The following is a 24,860-nucleotide window of genomic DNA, read 5'->3' as shown; positions in this document are numbered from 1 at the left end:
TATGCAAAAATTTAATATTGGAGTTAAATTATAGGAGGTAGTTTTCTATGAAGAAAAATTTGTTCTATTCGTTGTTGTTAATTTTTTTGATGTGTGTAAGTCTTCTACTTTCTGGTTGCAGCAGTGCTGATGCAGTTTCTAATGAAATAACAATAAACTTAGGAGATGAACCCTACACTATTGATCCACAACTGGTTTTTGACGCTACCTCAATGAGAGTGATAAATGCTATGTTTGAAGGTTTGGTAAGAAGTGATGAAAATGGTGAACCTGTCGCAGGAGTGGCAAGTTCATGGGAAGTAAGTGATGACGGACTTACATACACCTTTTATCTTAGAGAAGAGGCAAAATGGTGGGATGGAACGGATGTCACTGCATATCACTTCAGGGATGGGTGGCTTAGGGCAATTGATCCACAGCCACAAAATCATGAGCCTTCATACATGGGAGATCTTCTATTTTGCATAGAAGGAGCTTTAGAATACGCATATGGAGAAGGGGACAAAGAAGATGTTGCTATTGTAGCAGAAGACGAAAAAACTCTCTCAGTTACATTACAAAGCCCAGCTCCATATTTTTTAAGCCTTATATCTAATAGCACATTCATGCCTTTAAATACCGATTTTTACAATGACCAGCCTATTGAAAACAATACCACTACATATGCACTGGAATCTGAGACAATTATAGGTAACGGTCCTTTTGAAATAGCTTCATGGGATCATCAACAGGGTATTGTTCTTAAAAAGAATCATTCATACTGGAATTCTGAAAACATACATTTAGAAAAAGTAAATTTTAAAGTGATAACTGATAATTCAGCTGCTTTTACTGCTTTTAAGTCAGGTGAAATAGATGTTATAGATATAACACATGACAGGCAAAAAGAGCAACTAAAAGATAGCAGGTTTCACCTTGACAATTATGATTCTGGAGTTACACAGTACGTATCTATAAACAATGAAGATGATGTATTGAAAAATAGAAATATCAGAAAAGCTCTTGCGTATTCTTTAGATAGGAAAACATTGGTTGAGGAGATTGTTGGCAGCAGTTCTAAAGAGGCTTTAGCATTTGTCAATCCAATTGTAAGAGGAAAAAATCGCTCATTTAGAAATGAAGCAGGGAATTTTTTCAATGACAATGATGTGAAAAGAGCAAAATGTTTATTAAAAACTGGCTTAGCCCAGTTGGGTTTGACTAGCTTGCCTGAATTGACGCTTTTAGTTGATGATAAGGAAACATCAAAGAGGGATGCTCAGGCTTTTCAGGATATGTGGAGAGAAAATTTAGGAATTGAAGTAGAAATACAAGTTATGCCTTTTGATGCTATGACAGATAGAATGATGCAAAAGAATTATCAACTTTCTCTATTGATGTGGGCAGGAGATTTTAACGATCCTTTAGCATATCTTGATATCTTTAGCGCACATAACCCTTTTAACGTGGCATTTTATAATAATACTGATTTTGATAGTCTTTTAGCCAGAGCAACTAGTGAGACGGATAGAGAAAAAAGAATAGATATGTTGATTGAAGCAGAAGAAATGGTCATGGAGGATATGCCGATAGTGCCGGTTTACTATTTAGCACTTGATTATGCCATAAATCCAAGGGTTAATGGATTGGTAAGAGGAAACAGTCCAATTCAGGACATAGATTTATACTGGACTTATATTGAATAGTGAACTCGTTTAGCTAAAGCTAAACATCGAGGCTTCAGCTGGAGTCTTAAAATAAGATTAAAAATCCCCTTTTAGAAAGAAGGGATGAAATTGATATTTTTTGTTATTAGAAGAATTGTGTTCTGCCTTCTAACTATATGGTTGGTTATTACTCTGACCTTTATTCTTATGCATTTTTTGCCTGGAGACCCCTTTACTTCGGATAAAATGGTTCATCCTCAAATTTTGGACAACCTTAAAGAACGATATGGTATTGAAGAGCCAGTGCATGAAAGGTATGTTACATATTTAAGAGGGATAGCAAAAGGTGATTTGGGCATATCCATGGTCTATAGAAATAGAAGTGTGAATTCAATTATAAAAAGGACTTTTCCAGTATCATTAGATTTAGGCCTTAGAGCATTTATAACAGCAGTTTTTGTTGGCTTGTTTTTTGGTATAATGTCGGCAGTTTATAAAGGCAAATTAATTGATTATTTTACTCTTACAATATCTATGATTGGAGTAGCCGTTCCGGGATTCATCCTAGCTACAATTTTCCAATACTTTTTCTGTTACAGGTTTACAGAACTTGTCCGAGGGTTTTTAGGAGTGAATTACAGGGTGTTTCCCGTTACGGGGTGGGAAGGTTTTAGATATACGATTGTGCCTTCAATGGCACTGGCATTTGGAGCCTTTGGAATAATCGCAAGAATGATGAGAGAAAGCATGATAAATACTTACAAGAAAAACTATATTCTAGCTGCAAGGGCAAAGGGCTTGAAGGAAAAAGAAATTGTTTTAAAGCATGTTTTGAAAAATGCAGCATTACCTGTATTATCTTTGCTAGGTCCTCTTTTTACTTCAATAATTCTAGGTTCTTTTGTAATTGAAAGCATTTTTTCAATACCAGGTCTGGGACAACACCTAGTTTCCAGTGTTAAAGCTGGAGATTATACGATGGTTTTAGGACTTTCAATGTTCACTTCTTTTGTTGTTATTATTGTAAATACGTTGACAGATATATTATATACTTTTATTGACCCAAGAGTGAGAATTGAAAAGTGAATTGGTCTAGCTTTAGATAAATATTGGGTTTTAAGTGTAGTATTAGAAAATATTAGGAGTGCAGATGTCGTGGTTTACACTGTAAAAAAAATTATCTTTTGCATAAAAAAAAATAAACTGGCATTGTGCTGTGCTGTTTTTTTAACTCTGATTATCTTGTTATCTATTTTTGTTCCCTTATTGTCAAAAAACAGCTCTTATGCCCAAGATTTAAAAAATACTTTCAGTCCACCGTTGTCAAAGGGTCATTTATTTGGAACTGATGAATTCGGAAGAGACTTATTTGTGAGAGTGTGGGAGGGGGCGAGAATTTCCCTTTTAGTAGGTTTTGTTGCAGCAGTTGTTCAAATAATTATAGGTTCTATATATGGAAGCATATCGGGTATTTTAGGCGGATTGATGGATGAGATATTGATGAGAGTAGTAGATATAATATATTCTATTCCCGATTTAATTATTGTTATACTTTTTACAATGATAATGGGAAGTAGTCCCTTAGCAATTATTTTTGCTCTTTCCCTGACTTCCTGGACAGGGGTGGCGAGAATTGTAAGGGGACAGACTCTAATGCTCAGGGAAATGGAATTTGTTCATGCCGCAAAGCTATTGGGAGCAGGAAATGGAGACATTGTATTTAGGCATATACTTCCGAATTGTAGCGGTTCGATTATGGTTAATTTAATGTTTAGCATACCAGGAGCTATTTTTGCAGAGAGCTTTTTAAGTTTTTTAGGACTTGGAATTAGCATACCAAAAGCAAGTCTAGGAACTTTAGCAAGTGATGGTTTTAGATTTATTATGTATTATCCTTGGCTTGTTATGATACCAATAGTTATAATTGCTCTTACAATGATAAGCTTTAATATTTTAGGAGATATCATAAAATATTGTTTAGAAGAGTGAAAAAAGCGAAACTTTTTAAAAGGTGGTTTAATCTATGGAAGAGCTTCTCAAAGTTTCTGATTTTTCAGTGCAGCACAAAAATAAAAAAATATTGGATAGTGTCAATTTAAGTTTATATGAAAGAGAGATTTTGGCATTGGTTGGAGAGTCGGGAAGTGGCAAAAGCATGCTGGCAAGGTCTATCTTAAAGTTAAATGATGAATACGCATTTGAAAAATCTGGACAATTGATTTTTGAAGAAAAAGACATAGAATGCCTTAGTGAGAGACAAATGTCTAAAATACGTGGAAATAGGATAGGAATGATATTTCAAGAACCTCTATCATATTTGAATCCTGTTTTAAAAATGAAAAATCAGATAACAGAGTGGTTAATCAAACATAGAAATGTTGATAAAAGAGAAGCACTTAAGATAATAATAGATTTACTTAAAAAAATGAAAATAGATAATCCAGAAGAGTATTTAAACTTATATCCTCATGAGCTTAGTGGAGGCATGGCACAAAGAGGAATTATCGCAGGAGTATTTTCTAGTGCTCCGAGAATAATTATTGCAGATGAACCTACTAGTTCTCTTGATGTGAATACTCAGTTATCTATCGTAGGACTTTTAAAAGAAATGTCTCGTATGTACGGTGTTTCTGTTATTTTTATAACTCATGATTTGGATTTAGCTAAAGAAGTATCGGATAGAGTTTCTGTTATGAGCAGGGGAAAAATTGTTGAGGAAGGATTGACTGAAAAAATATACAATAATCCGGTGAAAAGTGAGACAAAGAATTTGTTAAATGCTTGGGATTTTAAAAAAGAAAAAAGCATTAGAGAAGATGAAAAACTTTCGATTATTAAAATTCATAATTTAAAAAAATATTATAAAACAGGGAAAGAAACTGTTAAAAAAGCATTAGACGGAATTGACATTAATATATACAAAGGTGAAACGCTAGGGATATTAGGTGAAAGTGGTTGTGGAAAAACTACATTGGCACGTGTTTTGACAAGAATCCAGTCACCTTGTTCAGGTAAAATATTATATGACGGGAAAGATATATTTAGAGATGAGAAATACCATAAATATGTTCAAATAATTTTCCAGGATCCATACAGTTCTCTAAATCCTAAAATGAAAGTTTTAGATATAGTTGCAGAAGGAATAGATATACAGAAAAAATATAACCATAGAGAGCGTTTTGATATTGTAATAAATTTTCTTGAGAAAGTCGGGTTAGATGAAAGTTTTCATGACAGATTTCCTCATCAGTTAAGCGGGGGACAACGACAGAGAGTGAGCATCGCCAGAGCTATAATAGTAAAGCCTGAAGTGCTTATATGTGACGAGCCCACTTCATATTTAGATACAATATCTCAAAAACAAGTAATTGAGCTCTTTAAAAAATTAAAAAGTCATATGAACTTAACATGTGTTTTTATAAGCCATAATATAAAAGTGTTAAACGCTATAAGTAATCGTATAGCAATTATAAAACAGGGTAAAATTATTTCAATGGAACATAAATAGTTACGCATGTTCCCTTTTTCACTTCAGAATCTATGCTAACTTTTCCTTTGACAAGCTCAGCACGTTCTTTAAGACCGTTTAATCCAAATCCACTTTGTATTTTTTCAGGATTTTTAATTTGTTCTTTTACATTAAAACCTATACCATCATCTGTTATAGAAACAAGTACTTTGTCATCATAAACACTAAAGTCAACTGTTACGTTTTGAGCTTTAGCATGTTTAGATATGTTAGACAGTGATTCCTGAACCATTCTGTATATATTTGAGGCTAAATAGTATTCTACATGGTGGGATGATCCATTTATCTTGAAATCAACTTTAATGCCTGTATTTTCCTCGAAAATAGTAAGTCTGTTTTGTAGTGCAGTTACAAGTCCTTCTTCTAAATATGAAGGTTTTAAATCGTATAGTATAGTTCGAATTTCTTTTGAAGTAGACTTAATAGATGAATTTATATTATCAAGTTCCTCCATGCCCTTTTCAAACATTGAATTTTTAAAATACTTTTTTATCAGATCAACTTTAAGAGAAAGATTCACAACAGATTGAGCAGGGCCGTCGTGTATTTCCCTTGCAATTCTTTTTCGCTCTTCTTCGTGTGATATAAGTATCTTTTGGCTTAATTTTTCCAATTCTATATTTTGCTCTTTATAGTTGCCCAAAAGGTTTTTCATATTTTTATATAGAGTATTATTTTCAAGGGCAACTGCAGCCTGACCGGCAAGTGAATTCATAATTAATTCGTCACTTCGATTATAGGTAATAATGTTATCTAAATAAGATTTATCAGAAAAAATTAACTTTTCATGTTTATTTTTCTTTTTATTAAGTAATTGGATTACTCCTGAAATATTGTTTTCATGATCTTTCATTGGTATGGTAAGAATAGATTTAGTTACATATCCAGTATAGTTGTCAAAGCTGTCATTGTGTTTGTATTTACTTTTAGGACTGATATTGTAAGCATCATCAACTCTAATTGCTTTTCCAGTAACTACAGAATAACCAAAAAGGCTTTCTTCTGTAATAGGAGAAGTGTATGTTTCTAGGTTTATATCAAGGCTCATATTTTTTGCAATGATAAATTTTAAAATTTTATCATCATATTGGTTGCCTTTTATAGAAGTCCAGTTAAAGGTGTTCTTATCAATTACAAGATAAATAGTACCTGCATCTGATGAAGTAAGATTTATAGAGCTAGTTACAATCATATCAAGAAGTTTAACGGTATCTTTTTGTGAAGATAAAGATTTACCTATTTCATAAAATTCTTTTAATTCGTACTTAAGAGAAAGTATTTTATTTTTGATATTTATTTCATTCATTAATTTTTTAAAAAACAAATCCATTTTATGATTATTTACATTTATGAATTCAAATAAATTGTCATATTCATTTAAAGAATCAGGGAAGCTATTGTCGAATGCTATAAGTATATAGTCCTGATTTGAGTATGCGGAGTTAAGGTAAGTGTAGGTATCATCTAAATGTGAGTATTCAACAAATAAGATGAAAAAATCAGAGTCTTTCTGAGGGCTTTTTGAAGTATGGTTTTTCATATCATTAATAAAATAATTTTCATTTAAGTAAAATCTTAATTGAGGTAGATTTTTTTTTAACATATCAAAAAATATGTCATATTTAGAGTTTTCAGAGTTGCATATAAGGGATATACTTTTATTTATCATTTTAGGACTCCTTATGGTATTTTGATTAAATGTTCAGTAATTTTAGATACATGATTTGCAAAAACTAATTTTGCAAATCATATAATTTAGTTATTGTAATGAAAAAAGCTATATGGAAAGAAATCTTAACGTAATATATTATACAATAAAATTATAATTAATTCAAATCTCGCTTCGTTCAAACAATGTGTTCCCTTTCCACGTCGTATTAACATGCTCTATTAGGTGTAATCTATTCATATAATATAGCCCTAAAAATAAATTATTGTTCGAATAAATAAAACGAGAGGAAAAATATAGAGAAAGGAAGATTAATGCTATGAAAAATAAGTCAATAATTGCACTGTGTATTGTTTTCTTGCTTAGCATGTCGGGTTTTACATGTATTGCTTATTCAGATCAGTTTGTATATGGAGATGTTGATGGAAATGGTAGCGTTGATTCATCTGACTACTCATTGGTGAAAAGATATGTATTAGGTATTCAAGATTCTTTTTCATACCAATATGGAGAAATAGCAGCAGATGTAAATGGTGATGGTATAATAGATTCTAGTGACTATGTTCTGATTGTAAGATACATATTAGATATTATATCAGAGTTTCCTGTATCCACGCAGCAGCCACCAATACCAACACCGGAGCCAACGCCAGAGGTGAGTGGAAATGTAACGTATACAATTTTTAGAGCAGAAAATCCTACTTCTGAAGAACAGGACGCTTACAGGCGGATAGAAGAGGCTATGGAAACAGCAGTATCATATTATAACACCTATACCACGATAACAAAGGAACTAGTTGTGTTGTATGAACCGTCTGTTCCAACAGCTGATGGAAATATAAACGGTACAATAAGATTTGGTAATACCAGTTATATGAATCATGTTACTGCAATGCATGAGATTGCACATACTGTTGGAGTAGGAACATCCCATAGCTGGAGAAATCTTATAGTAGATGGTACTTATGCTGGCGAAAATGCAACAAAAGAACTACGAGCTATTACAGGAGATGATAGTGCAACTTTAAAAGGTGACGGGCAACATTTTTGGCCATATGGATTAAACTACGTACATGAGGCTGAGACAGAAGAGGATCTTATAAATCATTGTAGAATAGTAAATGCTATGAAAAAAGACGGACTTTAATATTTGGAGTCAGGCTTGAATAATTTACTTACTCAATATTGAGTAAGTAAATTATTCAAGCCTGACTCCATTATTTTTACTATAGATATTAAAAGTTAATTTGATAAAAATACTAAATTCGTGTTAGAATTAGAATACTTCCAATTAATAAGAAGTGAACTCGTTTAGCTAAAGCTAAACATCGAGGCTTCAAGTGGAGTCTTAAAATAAGATAAAAATGACGAGCAGGAGATTTCATGAGAGCAAAACACAAAAAAGGTGATGATATGGAGTTTAAAAAACCAAGTGAAAAAATGGATCCAATAGCTAAAAGGGCTTGGATTTTGAGTGGATGTGTGTCTTTTGTAGTATATATAACAATAACTATAGTCTTTTACATTTTAAATGACTTATATTTTTCTTTGCCCAATTTTATTACATGGATACTATTAGGGATGAGCATTACTTTGGGAGTTCTTGAGATTTTAATAGTACCTTCTATTAGAATGTATCATTGGTGTTATGAAATAAAAGAAACAGAAGTAGATATACAAAATGGCATTATAGTTATTAAAAGAACTTTAATACCTACGGCTAGAATCCAACATGTTGATACAGAGCAAGGACCTATTTTGCGTTTTTTTAAATTAGCCACATTATCAATTTCTACTGCTGGGAGTGTCCACAAAATACCGGCCATTAAAATGGAAAAAGCTTTATTTTTAAGGTCTAAAATATCAGAACTAGCAAAGGTGAGTGATGATGATGTTTAAAGAAAGAAGAGTTCATCCTATCACCATGTTAAATGAGTTCTTAAAAAAGGCTAAAGCTTTTTTTCTTTATGCCCTAATTATTATAATAGGTCAAAGCAGAAGTGAAGGAGAAGTACATTTTGGTGGATATTTTCTTTATTCTGCAATAATACTAATTGTTTTATATATTGTATATATTTTTTTGAACTGGTTCTTTTTTAAGTATTCTTTTGAAGATGGTATCTTACATATAAAGTCAGGTATATTTATAAAAAAGGAAAGGTATATAAAAAGAGAACGGGTGCAAACAATAAATTTTAAGGCAGGTATTTTATTTAGAATATTTAATTTAGTAACTTTAGAAATTGAAACAGCAGGAGGCTTTTTAGAACCTGAGGTACATATTTATGCAATAAATAAAGAATATGCAGAAACAATAAAAAAAGAACTAACAAAGATAGATGATGTTACTGTTTGTGATGAGTTTAAGGAAGTTAAAAAGACTCAAAATGATGTTAGAAAGTCTTCGAATTGGAAAATTAGTAATAAAAGAATAATATTAGCAGGGATGACTTCTGAAGGGATAGGTTTTATTTTTTCCGTGCTTGCTTTTTTGTTTTCTCAGGGCACTCAAATAATTCCAGAAACAGTTTTAGACAATGCATTAGAATTTCTAAGTGAATTAAGTGTTAGTATAATAGCATTTTTTATTATAATAATCTTTTTAATATCTTGGATGATTTCTATTATAATTGTTTTTATACGGTACGGAGAGTTTGTAGTTTCTAATGACAATGATGAAATTCAATTATCTAGAGGGATAGTTGAAAAAAAGAAGTTAAGTTTTAAACGCCATAGAATTCAAGCGGTGAAAATAATAGAATCCCCTATCAGGCAGATGTTAGGATACGGGTGTATTGAAGTAGTTGTTGCGGGAGGAATAAACTCTGAAAAAGATAAAAAGACAATAATTCATCCTATGATAAAAAAAGAGGAAATAAAGAAGTTTTTAGAGTTTATATCACCAGATAGAATTTATGAAACTGAGTATTGTCCTTTGCCCAAAAGAGCTTTGAAAAGGTATATTATAAGAGGTGTAGCTCCTTTTTTGCTAATACCAATAATAAACTTAATTTTAATGTCTTACTTTGATATTGGTAATTGGATTTGGCTAAATTTGACTTTGTTAGTATTAGGAGTATTCCTTGGATATATAAGATACAAAGATGGTGGTTACAAAATAATTTCTAATAATATAATTATAAGAAATAGATTATTTTCTAGAAAAACTATTTTAATCAAGAAAAAACAGATGCAAAATTTATCATTAGATGCTAATATAATTCAAAGGTTGAATAGTCTAACAACCTTTAAAACAACTGTTTTAAGTCCTATGATATGTGAAAGTTATACTCTAAAGGATATTGATTTTAGTAATGGACACAAAATTTGGAGTTGGTTTTCTAATGGTTAATATAAAGGACAAAATCCCTATTATTTTAACGAGATTTGGACGATGAGAATCGGATACTATTTTTTAGCCATTACAAAGTGTAGTGTTATCGTTTGTAAAGTAGATTATGTAATATGTCGATAAAATATTAGGTGGTTTATAAATATTTAAAAGGGCAATTTTGCATAAGCTGTTCTAAATTCATCTACTCTAATAAAGGAGTGGCAAGTGTTATGTATTCAAAAAAAAGCGGTATTGAAAGAAAAGCAAAAGGTGTTCAAAATAAAATATCTAAAAAGTCTTCTAAGCAGAATGAGGAGCATGACATTTTAAAGTTTCAAAAAAATGCAGGAAACCTAGCTGCAACTCAAATTTTATCAACAGTTTTAGAAAGAGATACAGAAGAAGACGTTGATAAATCACAAAAAGCAGAAAACATACCAAAGCCAGAACATATCAAAGATATTGATTTAATTAAGGAAAAAAAACTAAAAAGCTATAATCCCACCATTAAGCAAAAAAGAGAAGGAGAAGAACCTGAGAAAATGATGGAAATTTCTATGACAAACGGAGAAATTGAAGGTGGAATAAATAAAGATAATGAAGTAACTTTAGTTTCTTCATTAAAGAATACTAAAGATCAAACTGTTAATGAAGGATATATGAAAAGGGTAGATGGGGAGAGATCAAAAAAAGTTGGAATAGAAGAAGAGACTTTTTTGTCAAAAGATAAAAAAGATAGTTCAATAGCTTTAGTTTCAAAAGATTTAAATAAACCAGGTCAACTAGAAAAAGATATAAAAAAAGCTATAAAAAATAATATTGGAACTACATATGAAAAGTTACTATGCTTTTTCTCAAGTGAAAAGGAACAAAAAATTATTGAGGAACTTAACAAAAGAGTTGAGCTTATTTGTGACAGTCAAAGGGTTATTGAGGCAGATACATATTTAAAAAGTCTTGACATAGAAAGTCTTTCAGAGGGCAAGGAAATACTGAATTTATTAAAGGACAGTTTTACAAAGAAAATAGATGGTTATCAAAAAACGGTAGAAAAAAAAGAGCAGATAAAAAAGGTGATGGTTCAAAAGGTTTGTAACACATTAAATAAATTTGAAGCTAAGGATTTATTAATAGAAGAACTCTTAATTATAATGAAAAAAATAGATGAAGATGAAGAAGAAAAAGAAAAAGAAAAAGAACTCCAGCCACAAGAAATAGATAGTGAATAACATTTTTACCAATAAAAAACCTTAAAATAAAGAAGGGAATTATATATATTTGTAGAAAGATAAATAGAGTCACTATTTATAATGACAAGGTAATTATGTAAACATTGTAAATTAAAACTTATCTTTTGTGCAATGCCTTAAGCTTTGGTTTGTCTAGCAAGTAATAAAATATTTTAAAACTTTTAATATTTTATTAAGTTATTGCTATTAATGTTCGATATTAAATGATACAAAAGTTTTTCTGTAAAATGATACAAAAGTTTTTCTGTAAAAAGTTTTTCTGTAATTTTCATAAATAATATACATAACCAAGTAATGTATATTATTATCAAAAAGCAATGTATCTAGTTGTTAAAAATTAAAAACTGAAGGGAGGCATCTGGTTTCAGACGGATAGAATATGATGTTTCTTGTACGACTATTCGATTTGAAATCGGGCAATTATGGCAGAGTATTTATCTCCAGGTGTGTATGTTGAAGAATTTGAATCTGGTGGAAGGCCAATGGAAGGCGTTAGTACAAGCACAGCTGGCTTTATTGGTCTTGCAGAAAGAGGGTCTTTAGAAGGTAACCCAGTGCTTGTAACTAACATATCAGACTTTAAGAGAAAGTTTGGTGGTTATCTATCAGAAAGTGAATTTGGAGAATACCGTTTTTTGGCTTCATCTGTAGAGCATTTCTTTTTAAACGGAGGGGCAAGATGCTTTGTAATGAGAGTTGCACCAAAGGATTCAAAAGTAGCGACTAACCCACAAGACTCATGTCTTAAGGTTTTGGCTAAAAATCCTGGTGCATGGGCAAATAAGGTGAAAATTGTTATTACACCGTCGTCAAAGGCAAAGACTCAAATAATGGGAATAGAGGAAGACAGTGGTGCTGGAACAAAATATCTTGTCAAAAGTTCAGTAGGATTTTTAGAAGGCGATGTAGTTGTATTTAATGACGGCAGCAGCAAAGTATACAATAAGGTGGTAAAAGTACAGGATAATGTACTGCAATTCCAGGAGGACTTTCAGGGTGATGTAGTGGATAAGGACTTATTACCATCAAAAACAATTTCGACATGTGAATTCAATATGGAAGTAAAATATGATGATGTAGTTGAAGAATATGAAAATGTTTCATTTAACGTTCAAGCACCAAACTTTATTGAAAAAAAGATATCAAAATCAGACTTAATTGAGATAAAGTTGGCAGCGGAAAAAACGGAGGAAATAGTTGCACCATACCAAATGGTAGCTGGTGAATCAGATGATTCATATATTATTTCCCTTATTGGAGGAAGTAATGGGACAGCTGCAAAGGTAAAAGCTTCTGATTTTATGGGTGAGGACAATGGACCTGGAAAAAGAACCGGTATTCAATCTTTTATTGATAATGGTGAAGTAAGTATAATGGCCATTCCTGGAATAACTGATCCAAATGTTCAACTGACATTGGTTGCTCATTGTGAAAATTTAGCCAGTAGATTTGCTATTTTAGATATTCCAAAAGACAGCAAAAAAGTTGATGATGTTATAAATCACAGAAACATGTTTGATAGTGATTATGTTGCAATGTATCATCCGTGGCTGGAAGTATATGACATGCTGGATAAAAAGAATACATATATACCTCCGTCAGGTTCAATAGCTGGTATTTATGCAAGGTCAGATCAGGAAAGAGGAGTTCAAAAGGCTCCTGCAAACGAAGTTATACGTGGGTGCGTAGGGTTAGATTGTACTTACAATAAAGGAGAGCAGGATATATTAAATCCTAAAGGCGTTAATATAATAAGAAGCTTTGTTGGTCAGGGAATAAGAGTGTGGGGGGCTAGAACATGTTCTTCAAACTCTAATTGGAAATATATAAACGTAAGGAGATTGTTTATATTCCTTGAAGAGTCAATTAAAGCAAATACTAACTGGGCTGTATTTGAACCTAATGATGAACTTCTCTGGGTAAGAGTGAAGCGTACTATAGATGTATTCCTTACTAATTTGTGGAGGAATGGGGCATTAGCAGGAAGTAGTTCTGATGAAGCTTTTTTTGTGGATATTGGAAGAAATACCATGACTCAGGACGATATTGATAATGGAAGATTGATTTGTGTAATAGGAGTAGCACCAGTAAAACCTGCTGAATTCGTAATCTTTAGAATTACTCAGAAAGTAAATGAGCAGCAGTAATAAAAAGCTCAATTATTTTGATGCTAAGTTGAAAGGAGAGAGTTTGCTATGAATCCTTATAAAAATTTTAGATTCAGACTGGAGATAGATGGTATAGATGAGGCAGGTTTTAGCGAAGTCACAGGATTTGATGCCTCTGTAGATGTTGTTGAATATAGAGAGGGGGATGCACCAGTCCCTACACCTGTGAAGCTCCCGGGATTAACTAAATATGGTAACATAACTCTTAAATGGGGTGTTACCGATTCTATGGTGCTTTATGAATGGCTTCAAGGTATTACTGATGGAAATATTGAAAGGAAAACTGTTACAATAACTGTGCTGGACGATGAAGGAGAGTCTAAAGCTTCTTGGCAGCTAATAAATGCATGGCCGGTAAAGTATACAGCTCCAGACTTTAATGGTATGGGTTCGGAAGTTGCAATGGAGTCACTGGAAATTGCTCATGAGGGATTGAGCAGAACAGAATAGCTTATAACTATAATAAAAATTATTTTTTTGGTGGGAGGCAGAAAACAGATGTAAATCTGTTTTTTGCCTGAGCCAAACACTTGGAAAGAGATAAAAGTTTTGGCTATTTTATTATTAAAAAACGGAGGGGAAATTTATGGCATTTCAAACAGAGTATAATTTTGAGCTTCCTAAAGGTTACATTGATGAAAATGGAAATTTACACAAAAAAGGTGTAATGAGGCTTGCTACTGCAGCAGATGAAATTCTTCCTATGAAAGATCCAAGAGTCCAGTCTAATCCTGGATATTTAACCATTATTCTTCTTTCAAGGGTTATTGATAAATTGGGAGATATAAAAGGAATTGATACTAAAACTGTTGAGAAGCTTTTTACCACAGATCTTGCTTATCTACAGGACTTATATCAGAGAATAAACCAGATGGAGAATCCATCATACAAAACAGCTTGCCCAAAGTGCGGTCATAATTACGAGGCTCCTGTAAATTTTTTGGAGGCGGGGGAATAAGTGTCTACCCAGCTGAAAAGCTTTACAAAGAGGTAGCATTTATTGCCTATTATTTTCACTGGAACCATGACGATATTATGGCAATGGATCACAGAGAAAGAAAACGCTGGTGCGAGGAGATATCTAGGATAAACAGCCAGTTAAATGATTCTCCTAAAAATATATTTGAGGGATTTTGATATACTTTCTGGAGGTGTTTATTATAGACATAGATTTATCAGCTAAAAATGTAGCGAGAAAAGCTCGGTCTTTGCTACTTAACAGATATCCCGTTTCAGGTAATTATTTTATAGTGCTTTTTGGTAAAGCTCTGTTTAGTTTTTCTAAAATAACAGGACTTGAGTCAGACATAGAATATGACACAATTGTGGAAGGCGGAGTAAACTCCCACTGTCATGTTCTTCCTAGAGCTAAAGCCAGTGAAAAAAAAATTGTATTTGAAAAGGGGATAGGTCTTTTTGATTCAAAGAAGATATTAAAGGCATTTCAATTAGGAGTTGCCAGTGATACGGCAGGTACAATTTTGGTTATGAGCAGTGATTTACGGTGTATGAGAATAATAACTATAGATGCACCTTTATTACCTGTTAGATGGAATGCTTCTGATCTTGATTCTTTGAGCAATGATGTAATGGTTGAGAGTTTTGAAATAGTTCACTGCGGACTTAATCCAGAAATACCTAGTTTGGCTAAAGGTATTCTTGTGTCTTCAGCAGTAAGACTTGCTAAAGAAGGAAATCAGATGTTAAATGATGCTTTGTTTGTTTAAACCTAGAAACATACTAAGAAAGTGAGTGAACAAACATTAAACCCTTAAATATAAATATAAATTTAATAGATGCTGGATTTTCTCTTAAAATTATGAAAGACTATTTATATGGAAGTGGCGATAATTGGAAGGGTGTCCAGCTAATTTTGCATAAGGATTACAACTTAGACAATCAGGATGCTTATGGCAGTATTAGCAATTTGCAAAATTATAATAATATATACAATCTTTTTTTGCAATTAAATACAGAAAATTATAATAATATATCTAATACTGTTAATACTGCCTTCCATAAAAAAAACATCCAAAAAATTATTAAAGCCAGCATGCATTATTTGGAATATTCAGGCTTATCTTTTAACCATGCACATAAAAATTTTGAAAATCAGGCAATGAATTTTTTAAAAAACAATAGTGTAATATACAAAAAGTATGTTTTAAACCATGAAAAAAAACGCAATTTTAGCAAGCCTGAAGTGGAGAGTAAAAAAGATTCAAAAGTTCAAGTAGACTCAGTAAAAAGAAAAAATAAAAAAAAGTATAATCAAAAACATATAGCTTCAGATGGTATAAATAATCAAATAGCTAATAAGGCTGAAAATGGACATTTTTTATTTAGAGAATGTAGTTATAATTTTAATGAGAAAATGTTAAACAGTACACATGAAATTTCTAAAATCTTTAAAAGTGTTTTTTTATTAAATGAATATAAGGACAAAGAAAAATACAATAATGAAGTATTTAACATAAAAAATGAAATTTCCAGTCAAGATAGTTTTACAAGTATACTTAACAATAGATACAATAAGAATAAAAAATACAATAACTGGTCAACAGAAACTAATAACCCAAGTAATGTTTTTGAATATTATACGCTGGAAGAAAACAATTTTAAACATAATGGCATTTATCAAAAAAATAATTGTTTTTTTGATGGTAATTTTAAAAAATTAAATGACATAACATTAATTAATAGCGTTAATTCAACTGAAAAGCCAGTGAATTTAAGCGGATATACTGTTGGGAAAATATTCAAATCAATATTCAAAAATAATTATAAAAGTACAGCGTCATTTAATATGAACAAAATTGATAAAAGCAATATAGAAGAGTATGCTAACATATTTAATGATGAAGGTAAAAGAGTTTTTAATGAAGAGTATGCCAACATATTTAATGATGAAGCTGAAAGGGTTTTTAATAAAGTAGATTTTAATAAAAATTTTATATCAAATACCGATGACTCTAATAAATATTATAGTAAAAAAAATGATTTTATAAACAATACTATATACTCAGATTTTAAAGACTTTTCAAATATTATAAATCAATGGAGCGAGCATACAAATTTTGTGCTATCTAATGGGAATAATGAAATTTTTAACATCACAAAAGAGGCATGTAAAGATATAAATTCAATGCAATTCATTAAGAAGTTCATATTATCTGAGAAAACAAAAAAAGATACCGACAGAATCGAAATTGGTGAAAAAGATGGAAGGTTAAATGAAAAAGTTATAAGAGATTACAAAGAAACATATTATGGTAATAAAATTAATTATTACCATAACGTATTAACAGATACAAGTGAAATAAACGGTGATTTAAAAAAGCAAAATTCAAAAGATATTCGTTTACATTATATTGATGATATTACAAATTACAAGTTGCTAGATTTAAGCAGACACATTGGCCAAAAAGTTGTCAGCTCAATATTGAAAAGTGATTATAAAAGTTTTAACAATAAAAATACATCATCTATTTACGTAGAAATAAACAGGCTAAATAAAAATAACAAAAAAGAAGTTACAAGTACATTTAGCGATGAAAACAGGAGTATTTTTGAACTTGTTAAGGGTGGTTTAATAACTGAAAAAGTAATGAATTCAAACAGCTATCTTGTAGAAAAAATATGTAACTTTATTATAAAAAACAGATTTATAAAAAACAAATCTATCAAAAATAACACAGAATCTAAAGATATAAATATCTTTAGAGAATATGAAAGCAATAATTATAAAAACAGCAAGCTATATTACAAAAAACAGAGCATATTAAAAAAATTATTGGACAATCAACCGTTTAAAGTCCACAAAAATTTAAAAAACAGTGATATATCTCAAAAGGATATAAAACAAAAGCCACAGGTGTACAGAAAAAAAAGTCTTGAAAGAGTATTAGATAAAAAAGTTATACAACATGAAAGTATTTTAAATAGAGAAAGTCATGATTACATAGATAAGCTCAAAATTAAGGAAAAATCAAAAGTCAAAGAAAAGGCAACTAAAGAATATTATAACAATATTAAGAAAACAGAACATTCAAAAAATGCTGGTAATATGTCACAGATTACAGTATATTTATTGACTCAGTGGAAAAATTGGTATAAGGATAATTACGTAAATGCTTTTAAGGTTGGAATAAATGCAACTGGAAACAAAATCTTAAACAGTATTTTTACAACAAACTCACATAATAGACTTATAAATTTTAATGAATCAGTTGACAATAAAGTATTTTCGTTAAAAGATGTACTGCGTCATAAGATGCCTTTTGAAGAGTTTGTGGATGTTGATAAAAAATCACACAATTTAAATAAAGAGATTGAAGATTACAATGAAAGAAATATACACAGGATATTTGACACAGTGGTCAACAAAAAAAACTTCGAAATAACAAGTGACATAGATATTTTAAAGAAAAAAGAGAATAAAAAATTATTTTATGACATTGATAAACAATATGAACTTATACAAGTTAAGGAAAGAAATAATATATTTACAAAATTAAATGAAAAGCTAAACATACAAAAAAATAAGTTAACATTCATTAAACTAAAAAGCCTCTCGAACGGGGAAGAAACAGATTATGCTAATAGTATTATGAAAATAGGTAATACATTTTTGCACAAAGAACTTAAAAGCATATTTGCAAATAAAAAAAGTGAAACTGAATTATTAGCAAAAAACATACAAGAAATTGAAGAAATAGACACTGTAATAACAAAGAAAGTAAATACAAAAACAATCCTAGGTGGAATATTTGAAAAATATGACAGACACATAAATACAACTGATCTTATTAACAGTGAAAGTACATTGTCAATAATAAAGCATTCTGACAAACTAGATATTAAAGAACATGGACATGCTGACAAAAAAGGACAGGATGAAAATTATAAAAAAAACTACCCTAATATGGTGCTTAAGGCAAATGAAAAAGAGAAGAATGAGAATACAAATTTAAATGAACACAAAAAAGACAGTTTGAAACAGGTTCAGAAGAATGAGCAAATAAAAGAAAATATTCAGAGCTTAGATAGCAGTAAATCTAAAAAAATTGACATTGACATTAATAGCATTATGGAGAAAGTCTATGATAAATTAGAACGAAAGCTGGATTTTGAAAGAAAAAGAAGGGGGATATTTTGACTACTATATTTTTAATAATTTAAAGAGAGGGTGAAGAGAGTGGGATTAGACAAGGCGAAAATTTACTATGAAAAAGATAATGAAACAAAGGAAATAGAAGTTCATTTTAATCCAAGCGAATACACTATATCCGCTGGAAATGAAATAGGTTTCACACCAATAACGGGAACAAATGAAAATGTAGCCCAGTTTAACGCAGGAAATGTTAGGCAACTTGATATGGATTTGCATTTTGATACCTATAAAAAATATATTTTAGAGTCAAAAGAAAACAAAGATGCAAAATGTGAAGATGTAAGAGAAAAAACAGATAAAATTACAGATCTTCTTAATGTAGAGCCTACAACACATAGACCCCCGTTATGTCATTTTGTGTGGGGGTCACTAAACTTTGCTGGATACTTAGAAAGTGCAGATCAAAATTTTACTATGTTTATGAGTGATGGCAAGCCTGTGAGGGCAAAGCTTAAAGTGGTTTTTAAAGAAGTAACTGTTGAAGAGAGTTCTAATAGTAAAGAAAAGCCTTTAGAGTCTCCGGATAGAACCAAGCAAAGAATACTAAAGGGAAGCGATCAGCTTTGGACACTATCTAATGAAGAGTATGACGACCCTGCTATGTGGAGAGTTATTGCAAATGAAAACAAGATATTGAATCCAAGAAAAGTAAAGTCTGGAATGGTTTTTAAATTGCCTTCAATAAACTGATTTAAAACCTACAGGTATTTTATTAAGATGCATAAGACACAGATAAAGAAAGGACTTTAAGTTTATGACACAAAAAAACTTGATGAGTAGTGAAAAATATAAATATTCGGATTTAAAAAAACACTATATGGATTTTTCCGTTCCAACTTTCAAAATTTTAATTAATAATAATGATCCTGTGGAAAAAGAGCGGGTTGTAATTAATGATATAAATATAGAGTTAACGGTAGGTTATGAAGCTAGTGCGTGCTCTTTTTCGGTTTTGAACATATATGATAAAGTGGCGAGACGTTTTAAAAAAGAATTAATGGATAAATATTTTGATTTGGGAAAAATTGTAGAAGTTCAGGTTGGATATATAAAGACAGTTAAGGTTTTCAAAGGATATATATCAGAAATCTCAGCAGACTTTTCAGATGATGTGCCGGCCATTCATATAAGGTGTATGGATGTTAAAGGTGCTATGATGAATAACAGATTATCCCAAGTCACAAGTGAAAAAAATGTTGGTAAAGTTGTTGAAGCTTTAATTAAAAAGTATTCCGTGCTATGTAAAAATAATGAAATAAAGGTAGATAAGCTAGCGGATAGAGAAGATTATGTGGAAATAAGTTCTAAAAGTGATTATGAGTTTATAAAAAAATCTGCAGAAGAGCTTAACTGGGAATTTTTCGTTTTTCAAGGAATAGTTTATTTTAGAAAACCTAAAAAGATTACTCCGCCTGTTATTAATTTGGAATGGGGAGTAAATTTGCTTAGTTTTTCACGGGAAATAGGTCTTATGGGACAAGTTTCTGAAGTTATTGTAAGAAGCAGCAATGAACTTCAAAAGGACATATTTGAAAGCAAGGCAAAAAAGACAATCAAACTTGGGAAGTCAGGAGAAAGTGTCATAAAAGATGTTAAGACTCTAATTGTGGATCAGTCAATCAAATCACAAAAGGAAGCAGATATCAGGGCAAAAGCTGAGCTGGAGAAGATTGGGGAAAATCTTGGCAGTGGAAAAGGAAAATGTATAGGCTTGCCAGAAATCGTTCCTGGAAGATTTATTCAATTATCAAAAATGGGTGAAGGTATAAATGGAAATTATTACATTGCAAAAGTAACACACAATATTGGAAGTAGAGGTTTTATAACTTCCTTTGATGTAGGAGTTGATAATTTATGAGTATATATGATCTTTTGTTAGAACCTGTAAAAGATGAAAAAGATGTTATCTACGGGGTTATGATAGGTATTGTTGTAGACAACAACAACGAGAAATTCCCTGGAATGGTAAAGGTTGAGCTTTTAACAAGGGAACCTAAAAAAAATATAACCGACTGGATAAGAGTTGCTACATTAGCAGCAGGAAAGAATCGAGGAACCTATTTTATACCGGAAATAGGAGATGAAGTTTTAGTGGCATTTATCGAAGGTAACATTAACAAACCTTATGTTATAGGATGCCTTTGGAATAATATAGACAAAGTTCCAGACAAGACTTTTAACAAGGACAATCATGTAAAAAAAATAAAGACCAAAGGTGGACATGAGATTGTTTTTAATGATGAAAAGGGGAAGGAATATATTGATATTCATACGCCAGGAGATTTTCAGATGAGGATGGATGATGAAAAAAACAACATTTTATTAAAAGATAAAGATGGAAGCAATTTAATGGAGATAGATACAAAGAAAGGAACTGTGACAGTAAAGGGGAAAAGCAAAGTGGTTGTCGAATCTGGGTCATCTAATATGCAAATTGACGGTGATTCAGGAAGTGTTAAGTTAAAAAGCAATAATATACAGATAGATGGAAGCCAGTCTATCAAACTTAAGACTCAGAGTATGAGTATAGAAGCAGGAATGTTAAATATTAAAGCTTCATCAAATTTAAATGTTAAATCTGATGGAGCTGCAAATATAAAAGGTGCCGTAGTAAAGATAAACTAAGGAGGTGGCTTGTTTTGGAAAATGAGGTCAAAGGATTTTTAGGTCGGGGTTGGAAATTTCCTATTAGGGTAGACAAAAAGACTGGAAGAATAAAAACTTCAGAATACGAAGAGGACATAAAGGAAGCCATCTACATAATACTAATGACCCGGAAAGGAGAACGGGTTATGATGCCAGATTTTGGATGCGATATTCAGAAGTATTTGTTTGATACCAATGACTATACAACATTAAAACTTATGGAGACAGAAGTGAAAAATGCATTGGTGCAGTGGGAACCAAGAATAAGCGAGATATTAGTTGAGTTAACAAAAGACGATGGGGATGCCCATAAACTGTTAATCAATATAAGCTACGTTGTTAGAGCAACTAACAACCCGTATAATCTTGTTTATCCATTCTACATTAATGAGGGAATAGGGTAAAAATACATTCGCAAAAAAAGAGGGGGTAGTTTTCAAGTTGAATATACCTAATATAGATAAAAGAACAAAGGATGACATAATTAAATATATTAAAGAGGTTTCAAAGCATTATACCCCTGAGTGGAGATTTGACACTGATAATCCTGATGTTGGGTCAGCTCTTGCATTGCTGTTTGCAGATATGTTTGAAGAAACAGTCTCACGGATTAATCAGGTACCATATAAAAACTATATATCTTTTTTGAATTTGATTGACATAAAGCTCTTGCCGTCTATATCTGCACAGGGAATTGTTACTTTTAAGCTAAGTTCAGCTATTAGCGAAGGGATATTTGTCAAAAAAAATACCGGTCTTCTATCCCAAACAAATGATGATTCTGATAAGATTGTATTTGAAACTCAAAATGAAGTTTATGTTACTCCCTCACAAATTAAAGATATCTATTTTTTGAGCAGAATTAAAGACAAAATTATAAGGGCATATAGTGATGAAGAGGAGGGTAAATCTGTAAGTTTTTTTGATTTTAATAATTATAAGAATCTTCAAAAACATGCAATTTACTTTTGCCATGATGATGTTTTAAAACTAAAAAATAAGGCCTTAGTTGAACTTACTATACAGTTTCCTGAGGATGAAGAAAACAAGGATAAAACTCTTTATAACCTTACAGATGACAGATATACAAGGTGGGTTTATAGGAGTAATGGAAAATGGTTTGAATTTAGTGAAGTAATTAAAAATGATGATAAAATCATTCTTATGAAAGATGATGACCATCACATAGAAAACGAAGAATTTGAAGAGTATAAAAGCTGCTGGATAGGTTGTGAAGCTAGGGATGTACATGGCATTTCACAAACTCCTATAGACAGTATCTTTTTAAAAACAGAAAACACGGACATAAAGCCTGAAAAAGTTTTTTCACAGGATATAGAAAAGGATATCAGTGGATTTTATCCTTTTGGAGATGAGTTTTCAGTTTACAATGATTGTTATATTTCTTGTCAGGAGGCACTTTCTAAAAAAGCCTCTAACGTAAAAATTAATTTTAAGCTAAAGTTTAATAAGCATAAGCTTGATGTAGTATCACCTGATACAGATATTAACTGGAAAATGATTATGAAAAAGTCCAAGTTTAAAAAACCTGAGGAATATAATATAACAGCAGATAAAGTTGTTTGGGAATATTGGAACGGAGCGGGTTGGGCAAGGCTGTTTATAGATGAAAAATATGACTCTGTGTTTGGAAGTTGTGAAGAAGGAGAAATAACAATAAATTTTACCTGTCCTTCTGACATTGAGCCTGTATGGGTAAATGCCTTTTATAATTACTGGATAAGAGTAAGACTTATATCTGTAGGAAATAGTTTTAAAACAAATGGTTATTATATATCACCATGGATAGAGGATGTATCTTTTAATTACAAGTATACTGACAAAGGACTTAATCCAGAAAAAATATTTGCAATGGATAACACTAAAATCAGTGATGTTACAGGTTCTATTACCACTTCAAATCAAAGTATAGAAATATTTAACATTCCAGAAGATAGAGAACCGTCAATGTACGTAGGTTTTGATAAAAACCTTCAGGGTTCACCTATTAATATATTTTTTAATTTAAAAAATAAAAGTAAAAATCCTCTTCCTTCTTTAAGATGGGAGTATTATTCTGACTTGGGAGAAAAAGAATGCTGGAAAGACTTAAAAGTAGTTGATAATACAGAAAACTTTGAACAAAGTGGGATAATTGCTTTTGCAGGACCTAAAGGCTTAAAAAAATGCAATTTATTTGGAAAAGAAAGATATTGGATTAGGGCTGTTAATATAGACAAGCAGTATGATGCATATTTAGAAAGCTTACTTCCTCAGATTGAAGGAATATATTTAAATTCTACTAGAATTATGAATGTGGAGACAGTGCCAGAAGAGATGTTTTTTATAGATTTACAAGAAGCTAATAAAATGTGTCAGCTTTCACATAAAAAAGTACAACGACACGAGGTGTGGGTAAATGAAAAGGATTTTTTAAGTGAAGCACAGATTGAGTATCAAAAAGATTTATCTACTGAAATAATTTGGGATGAAGTGGGAAGTATTCAAGAAATCTGGGTTATGTGGAGAGAAGTTGATAGCTTTATAAATTCAAACGAATATGACAGACATTATATAATAGATAGAAATGAAGGTAAAGTGTTCTTTGGGGATGGAATACGGGGAAAAATCCCTCCGTCACAGGAAACTGAGAGCATAAAAATAAAGTATGGTACAGGTGGAGGCGAAGTTGGAAATTTAGATGCATGTGAGATTACAAGATCTATAGAAGGCTTACGCTTTGTAAATGAGATATTTAATCCAGTACCCTCTTATGGAGGCTACGACAGAGAGACAATAAAAAAGTCTACAAGGCGTGGAAAGGACATTTTAAAGCACAGAGGGAGAGCTGTAACCACAGGTGATTATGAGGCTCTTGCTATGGAAGCCTCAAGAAATGTAATCAGGGCAAAATGTTTTTCCAATATAAATAAAATGGGTAAAAAAGAAGCTGGCTGTGTTACTTTAGTGCTTCTACAAAGAAATTACAGGCAAAGTGAGACTTATTTTGCATATGAAAGAGAAAAAATTGAAGCATATTTTAAAGGTAAAACTATGGAAACTTTGATGCCCTTTAAATTTAATATAATTGAACCTGATTTCATTGAATTTTCTATAAAAGTATGGATAAAGGTAGAAAGTATTAATTATGTATTTGAGGTGCAGCGTGAAGTATATGAAAAGCTTGAGCAATTTCTTAATCCGATAAATGGTAATTTTAGCAAAAAAGGATGGGATATAGGCAACCTGCCAAATAGAACTCAAATATATACCTATTTAAAAACAATAAAAAAAGTCAATATAATTGATAAAATGTTTATAACAGCTAGTAAAAATTGCGAAAAAGGCAAAAAAGAATGGAATATTGACGAGATTCATAATATACCTTTTGCAGTAATAATAAGCGGAAAACATGAGGTTGAAGTTGAAGTCTTATAGAAAGGTG

General features: G+C 31.2%; 20 protein-coding genes. 19 read left to right on the top strand and 1 reads right to left on the bottom strand.

Going from position 1 to position 24,860, the window contains the following annotated elements:
- Positions 1–47 precede the first annotated feature (47 nt).
- The 4 genes from RBH29_RS02935 to RBH29_RS02920 all read left to right on the top strand — a co-directional run bounded on the left by RBH29_RS02935 (position 48) and on the right by RBH29_RS02920 (position 5,154).
- Positions 48–1,685 (top strand): peptide ABC transporter substrate-binding protein, encoded by a 1,638-nt coding sequence (locus RBH29_RS02935; RefSeq protein WP_306695026.1) that lies wholly within the window; start codon positions 48–50, stop codon positions 1,683–1,685.
- A gap of 84 nt (positions 1,686–1,769) precedes the next feature.
- Positions 1,770–2,732: an ABC transporter permease gene (locus RBH29_RS02930; RefSeq protein ID WP_306695025.1), complete on the top strand. Its 963-nt coding sequence runs from the start codon at positions 1,770–1,772 to the stop codon at positions 2,730–2,732.
- A 69-nt stretch (positions 2,733–2,801) separates the two neighbouring features.
- Entirely contained in the window at positions 2,802–3,635 is an 834-nt protein-coding gene (locus RBH29_RS02925) for an ABC transporter permease (protein WP_306695024.1), read from the top strand.
- A gap of 34 nt (positions 3,636–3,669) precedes the next feature.
- On the top strand, positions 3,670–5,154 hold the full coding sequence (locus RBH29_RS02920) for an ATP-binding cassette domain-containing protein (protein WP_306695023.1): 1,485 nt from the start codon (positions 3,670–3,672) through the stop codon (positions 5,152–5,154).
- Here RBH29_RS02920 and RBH29_RS02915 read toward each other — a convergent pair.
- Positions 5,132–6,844 carry a GAF domain-containing sensor histidine kinase gene (locus tag RBH29_RS02915; RefSeq protein ID WP_306695022.1) on the bottom strand — a complete coding sequence of 571 codons (1,713 nt, stop codon included), beginning with the start codon at positions 6,842–6,844 and terminating at the stop codon, positions 5,132–5,134. The genes RBH29_RS02920 and RBH29_RS02915 overlap by 23 nt on opposite strands.
- Before the next feature lie 319 nt (positions 6,845–7,163).
- Here RBH29_RS02915 and RBH29_RS02910 point away from each other — a divergent pair, with 319 nt between their 5' ends.
- The 15 genes from RBH29_RS02910 (at position 7,164) to RBH29_RS02840 (ending at position 24,853) form a co-directional block, all read left to right on the top strand.
- Entirely contained in the window at positions 7,164–7,991 is an 828-nt protein-coding gene (locus RBH29_RS02910) for a dockerin type I repeat-containing protein (RefSeq protein WP_306695021.1), read from the top strand.
- 236 nt (positions 7,992–8,227) lie between these two features.
- The gene (locus tag RBH29_RS02905) at positions 8,228–8,743 is read left to right on the top strand and encodes a PH domain-containing protein (protein ID WP_306695020.1); all 516 of its coding nucleotides are present in this window, start codon (positions 8,228–8,230) and stop codon (positions 8,741–8,743) included.
- Positions 8,736–10,196, top strand: coding sequence for a PH domain-containing protein (locus tag RBH29_RS02900; RefSeq protein ID WP_306695019.1), 1,461 nt, complete (start codon positions 8,736–8,738; stop codon positions 10,194–10,196). The genes RBH29_RS02905 and RBH29_RS02900 overlap by 8 nt, the downstream gene beginning before the upstream one ends.
- A gap of 212 nt (positions 10,197–10,408) precedes the next feature.
- Complete coding sequence (locus RBH29_RS02895) at positions 10,409–11,407, top strand: hypothetical protein (RefSeq protein WP_306695017.1); 999 nt, start codon at positions 10,409–10,411, stop codon at positions 11,405–11,407.
- A 443-nt stretch (positions 11,408–11,850) separates the two neighbouring features.
- The gene (locus RBH29_RS02890) at positions 11,851–13,575 is read left to right on the top strand and encodes a phage tail sheath family protein (RefSeq protein WP_306695016.1); all 1,725 of its coding nucleotides are present in this window, start codon (positions 11,851–11,853) and stop codon (positions 13,573–13,575) included.
- A 48-nt stretch (positions 13,576–13,623) separates the two neighbouring features.
- A complete protein-coding gene (locus RBH29_RS02885) occupies positions 13,624–14,046 on the top strand; it encodes a phage tail protein (protein WP_306695015.1) in 423 nt (140 codons plus the stop codon).
- Between the two features lie 136 nt (positions 14,047–14,182).
- Positions 14,183–14,554 (top strand): phage tail assembly protein, encoded by a 372-nt coding sequence (locus RBH29_RS02880; RefSeq protein ID WP_306695013.1) that lies wholly within the window; start codon positions 14,183–14,185, stop codon positions 14,552–14,554.
- Positions 14,551–14,733, top strand: a complete 183-nt coding sequence (locus RBH29_RS02875) for a DUF6760 family protein (RefSeq protein ID WP_306695068.1) — start codon at positions 14,551–14,553, stop codon at positions 14,731–14,733. Before RBH29_RS02880 ends, RBH29_RS02875 begins: the two co-directional genes overlap by 4 nt.
- Positions 14,730–15,323, top strand: a complete 594-nt coding sequence (locus tag RBH29_RS02870) for a phage tail protein (protein WP_306695012.1) — start codon at positions 14,730–14,732, stop codon at positions 15,321–15,323. Before RBH29_RS02875 ends, RBH29_RS02870 begins: the two co-directional genes overlap by 4 nt.
- 92 nt (positions 15,324–15,415) lie before the next feature.
- Positions 15,416–18,754, top strand: a complete 3,339-nt coding sequence (locus RBH29_RS02865; RefSeq protein WP_306695011.1) for a hypothetical protein — start codon at positions 15,416–15,418, stop codon at positions 18,752–18,754.
- A gap of 39 nt (positions 18,755–18,793) precedes the next feature.
- Positions 18,794–19,459, top strand: coding sequence for a CIS tube protein (locus tag RBH29_RS02860; protein WP_306695009.1), 666 nt, complete (start codon positions 18,794–18,796; stop codon positions 19,457–19,459).
- Positions 19,460–19,523: 64 nt separating this feature from the next.
- Entirely contained in the window at positions 19,524–20,627 is a 1,104-nt protein-coding gene (locus tag RBH29_RS02855) for a phage late control D family protein (RefSeq protein WP_306695007.1), read from the top strand.
- Positions 20,624–21,394 (top strand): phage baseplate assembly protein V, encoded by a 771-nt coding sequence (locus RBH29_RS02850; protein WP_306695005.1) that lies wholly within the window; start codon positions 20,624–20,626, stop codon positions 21,392–21,394. The genes RBH29_RS02855 and RBH29_RS02850 overlap by 4 nt, the downstream gene beginning before the upstream one ends.
- Positions 21,395–21,408: 14 nt before the next feature.
- Complete coding sequence (locus RBH29_RS02845) at positions 21,409–21,819, top strand: GPW/gp25 family protein (protein ID WP_306695004.1); 411 nt, start codon at positions 21,409–21,411, stop codon at positions 21,817–21,819.
- A gap of 37 nt (positions 21,820–21,856) precedes the next feature.
- The gene (locus tag RBH29_RS02840; RefSeq protein WP_306695003.1) at positions 21,857–24,853 is read left to right on the top strand and encodes a baseplate J/gp47 family protein; all 2,997 of its coding nucleotides are present in this window, start codon (positions 21,857–21,859) and stop codon (positions 24,851–24,853) included.
- Positions 24,854–24,860 lie beyond the last annotated feature (7 nt).

Origin of the sequence: Herbivorax alkaliphila, assembly GCF_030848475.1 — a bacterium.
Classification (GTDB): Bacteria; Bacillota; Clostridia; order Acetivibrionales; family Acetivibrionaceae; genus Herbivorax.
The sequence above is the reverse complement of the archived record's forward strand: the minus strand, read 5'-3'. Positions and strand labels throughout refer to the sequence as shown.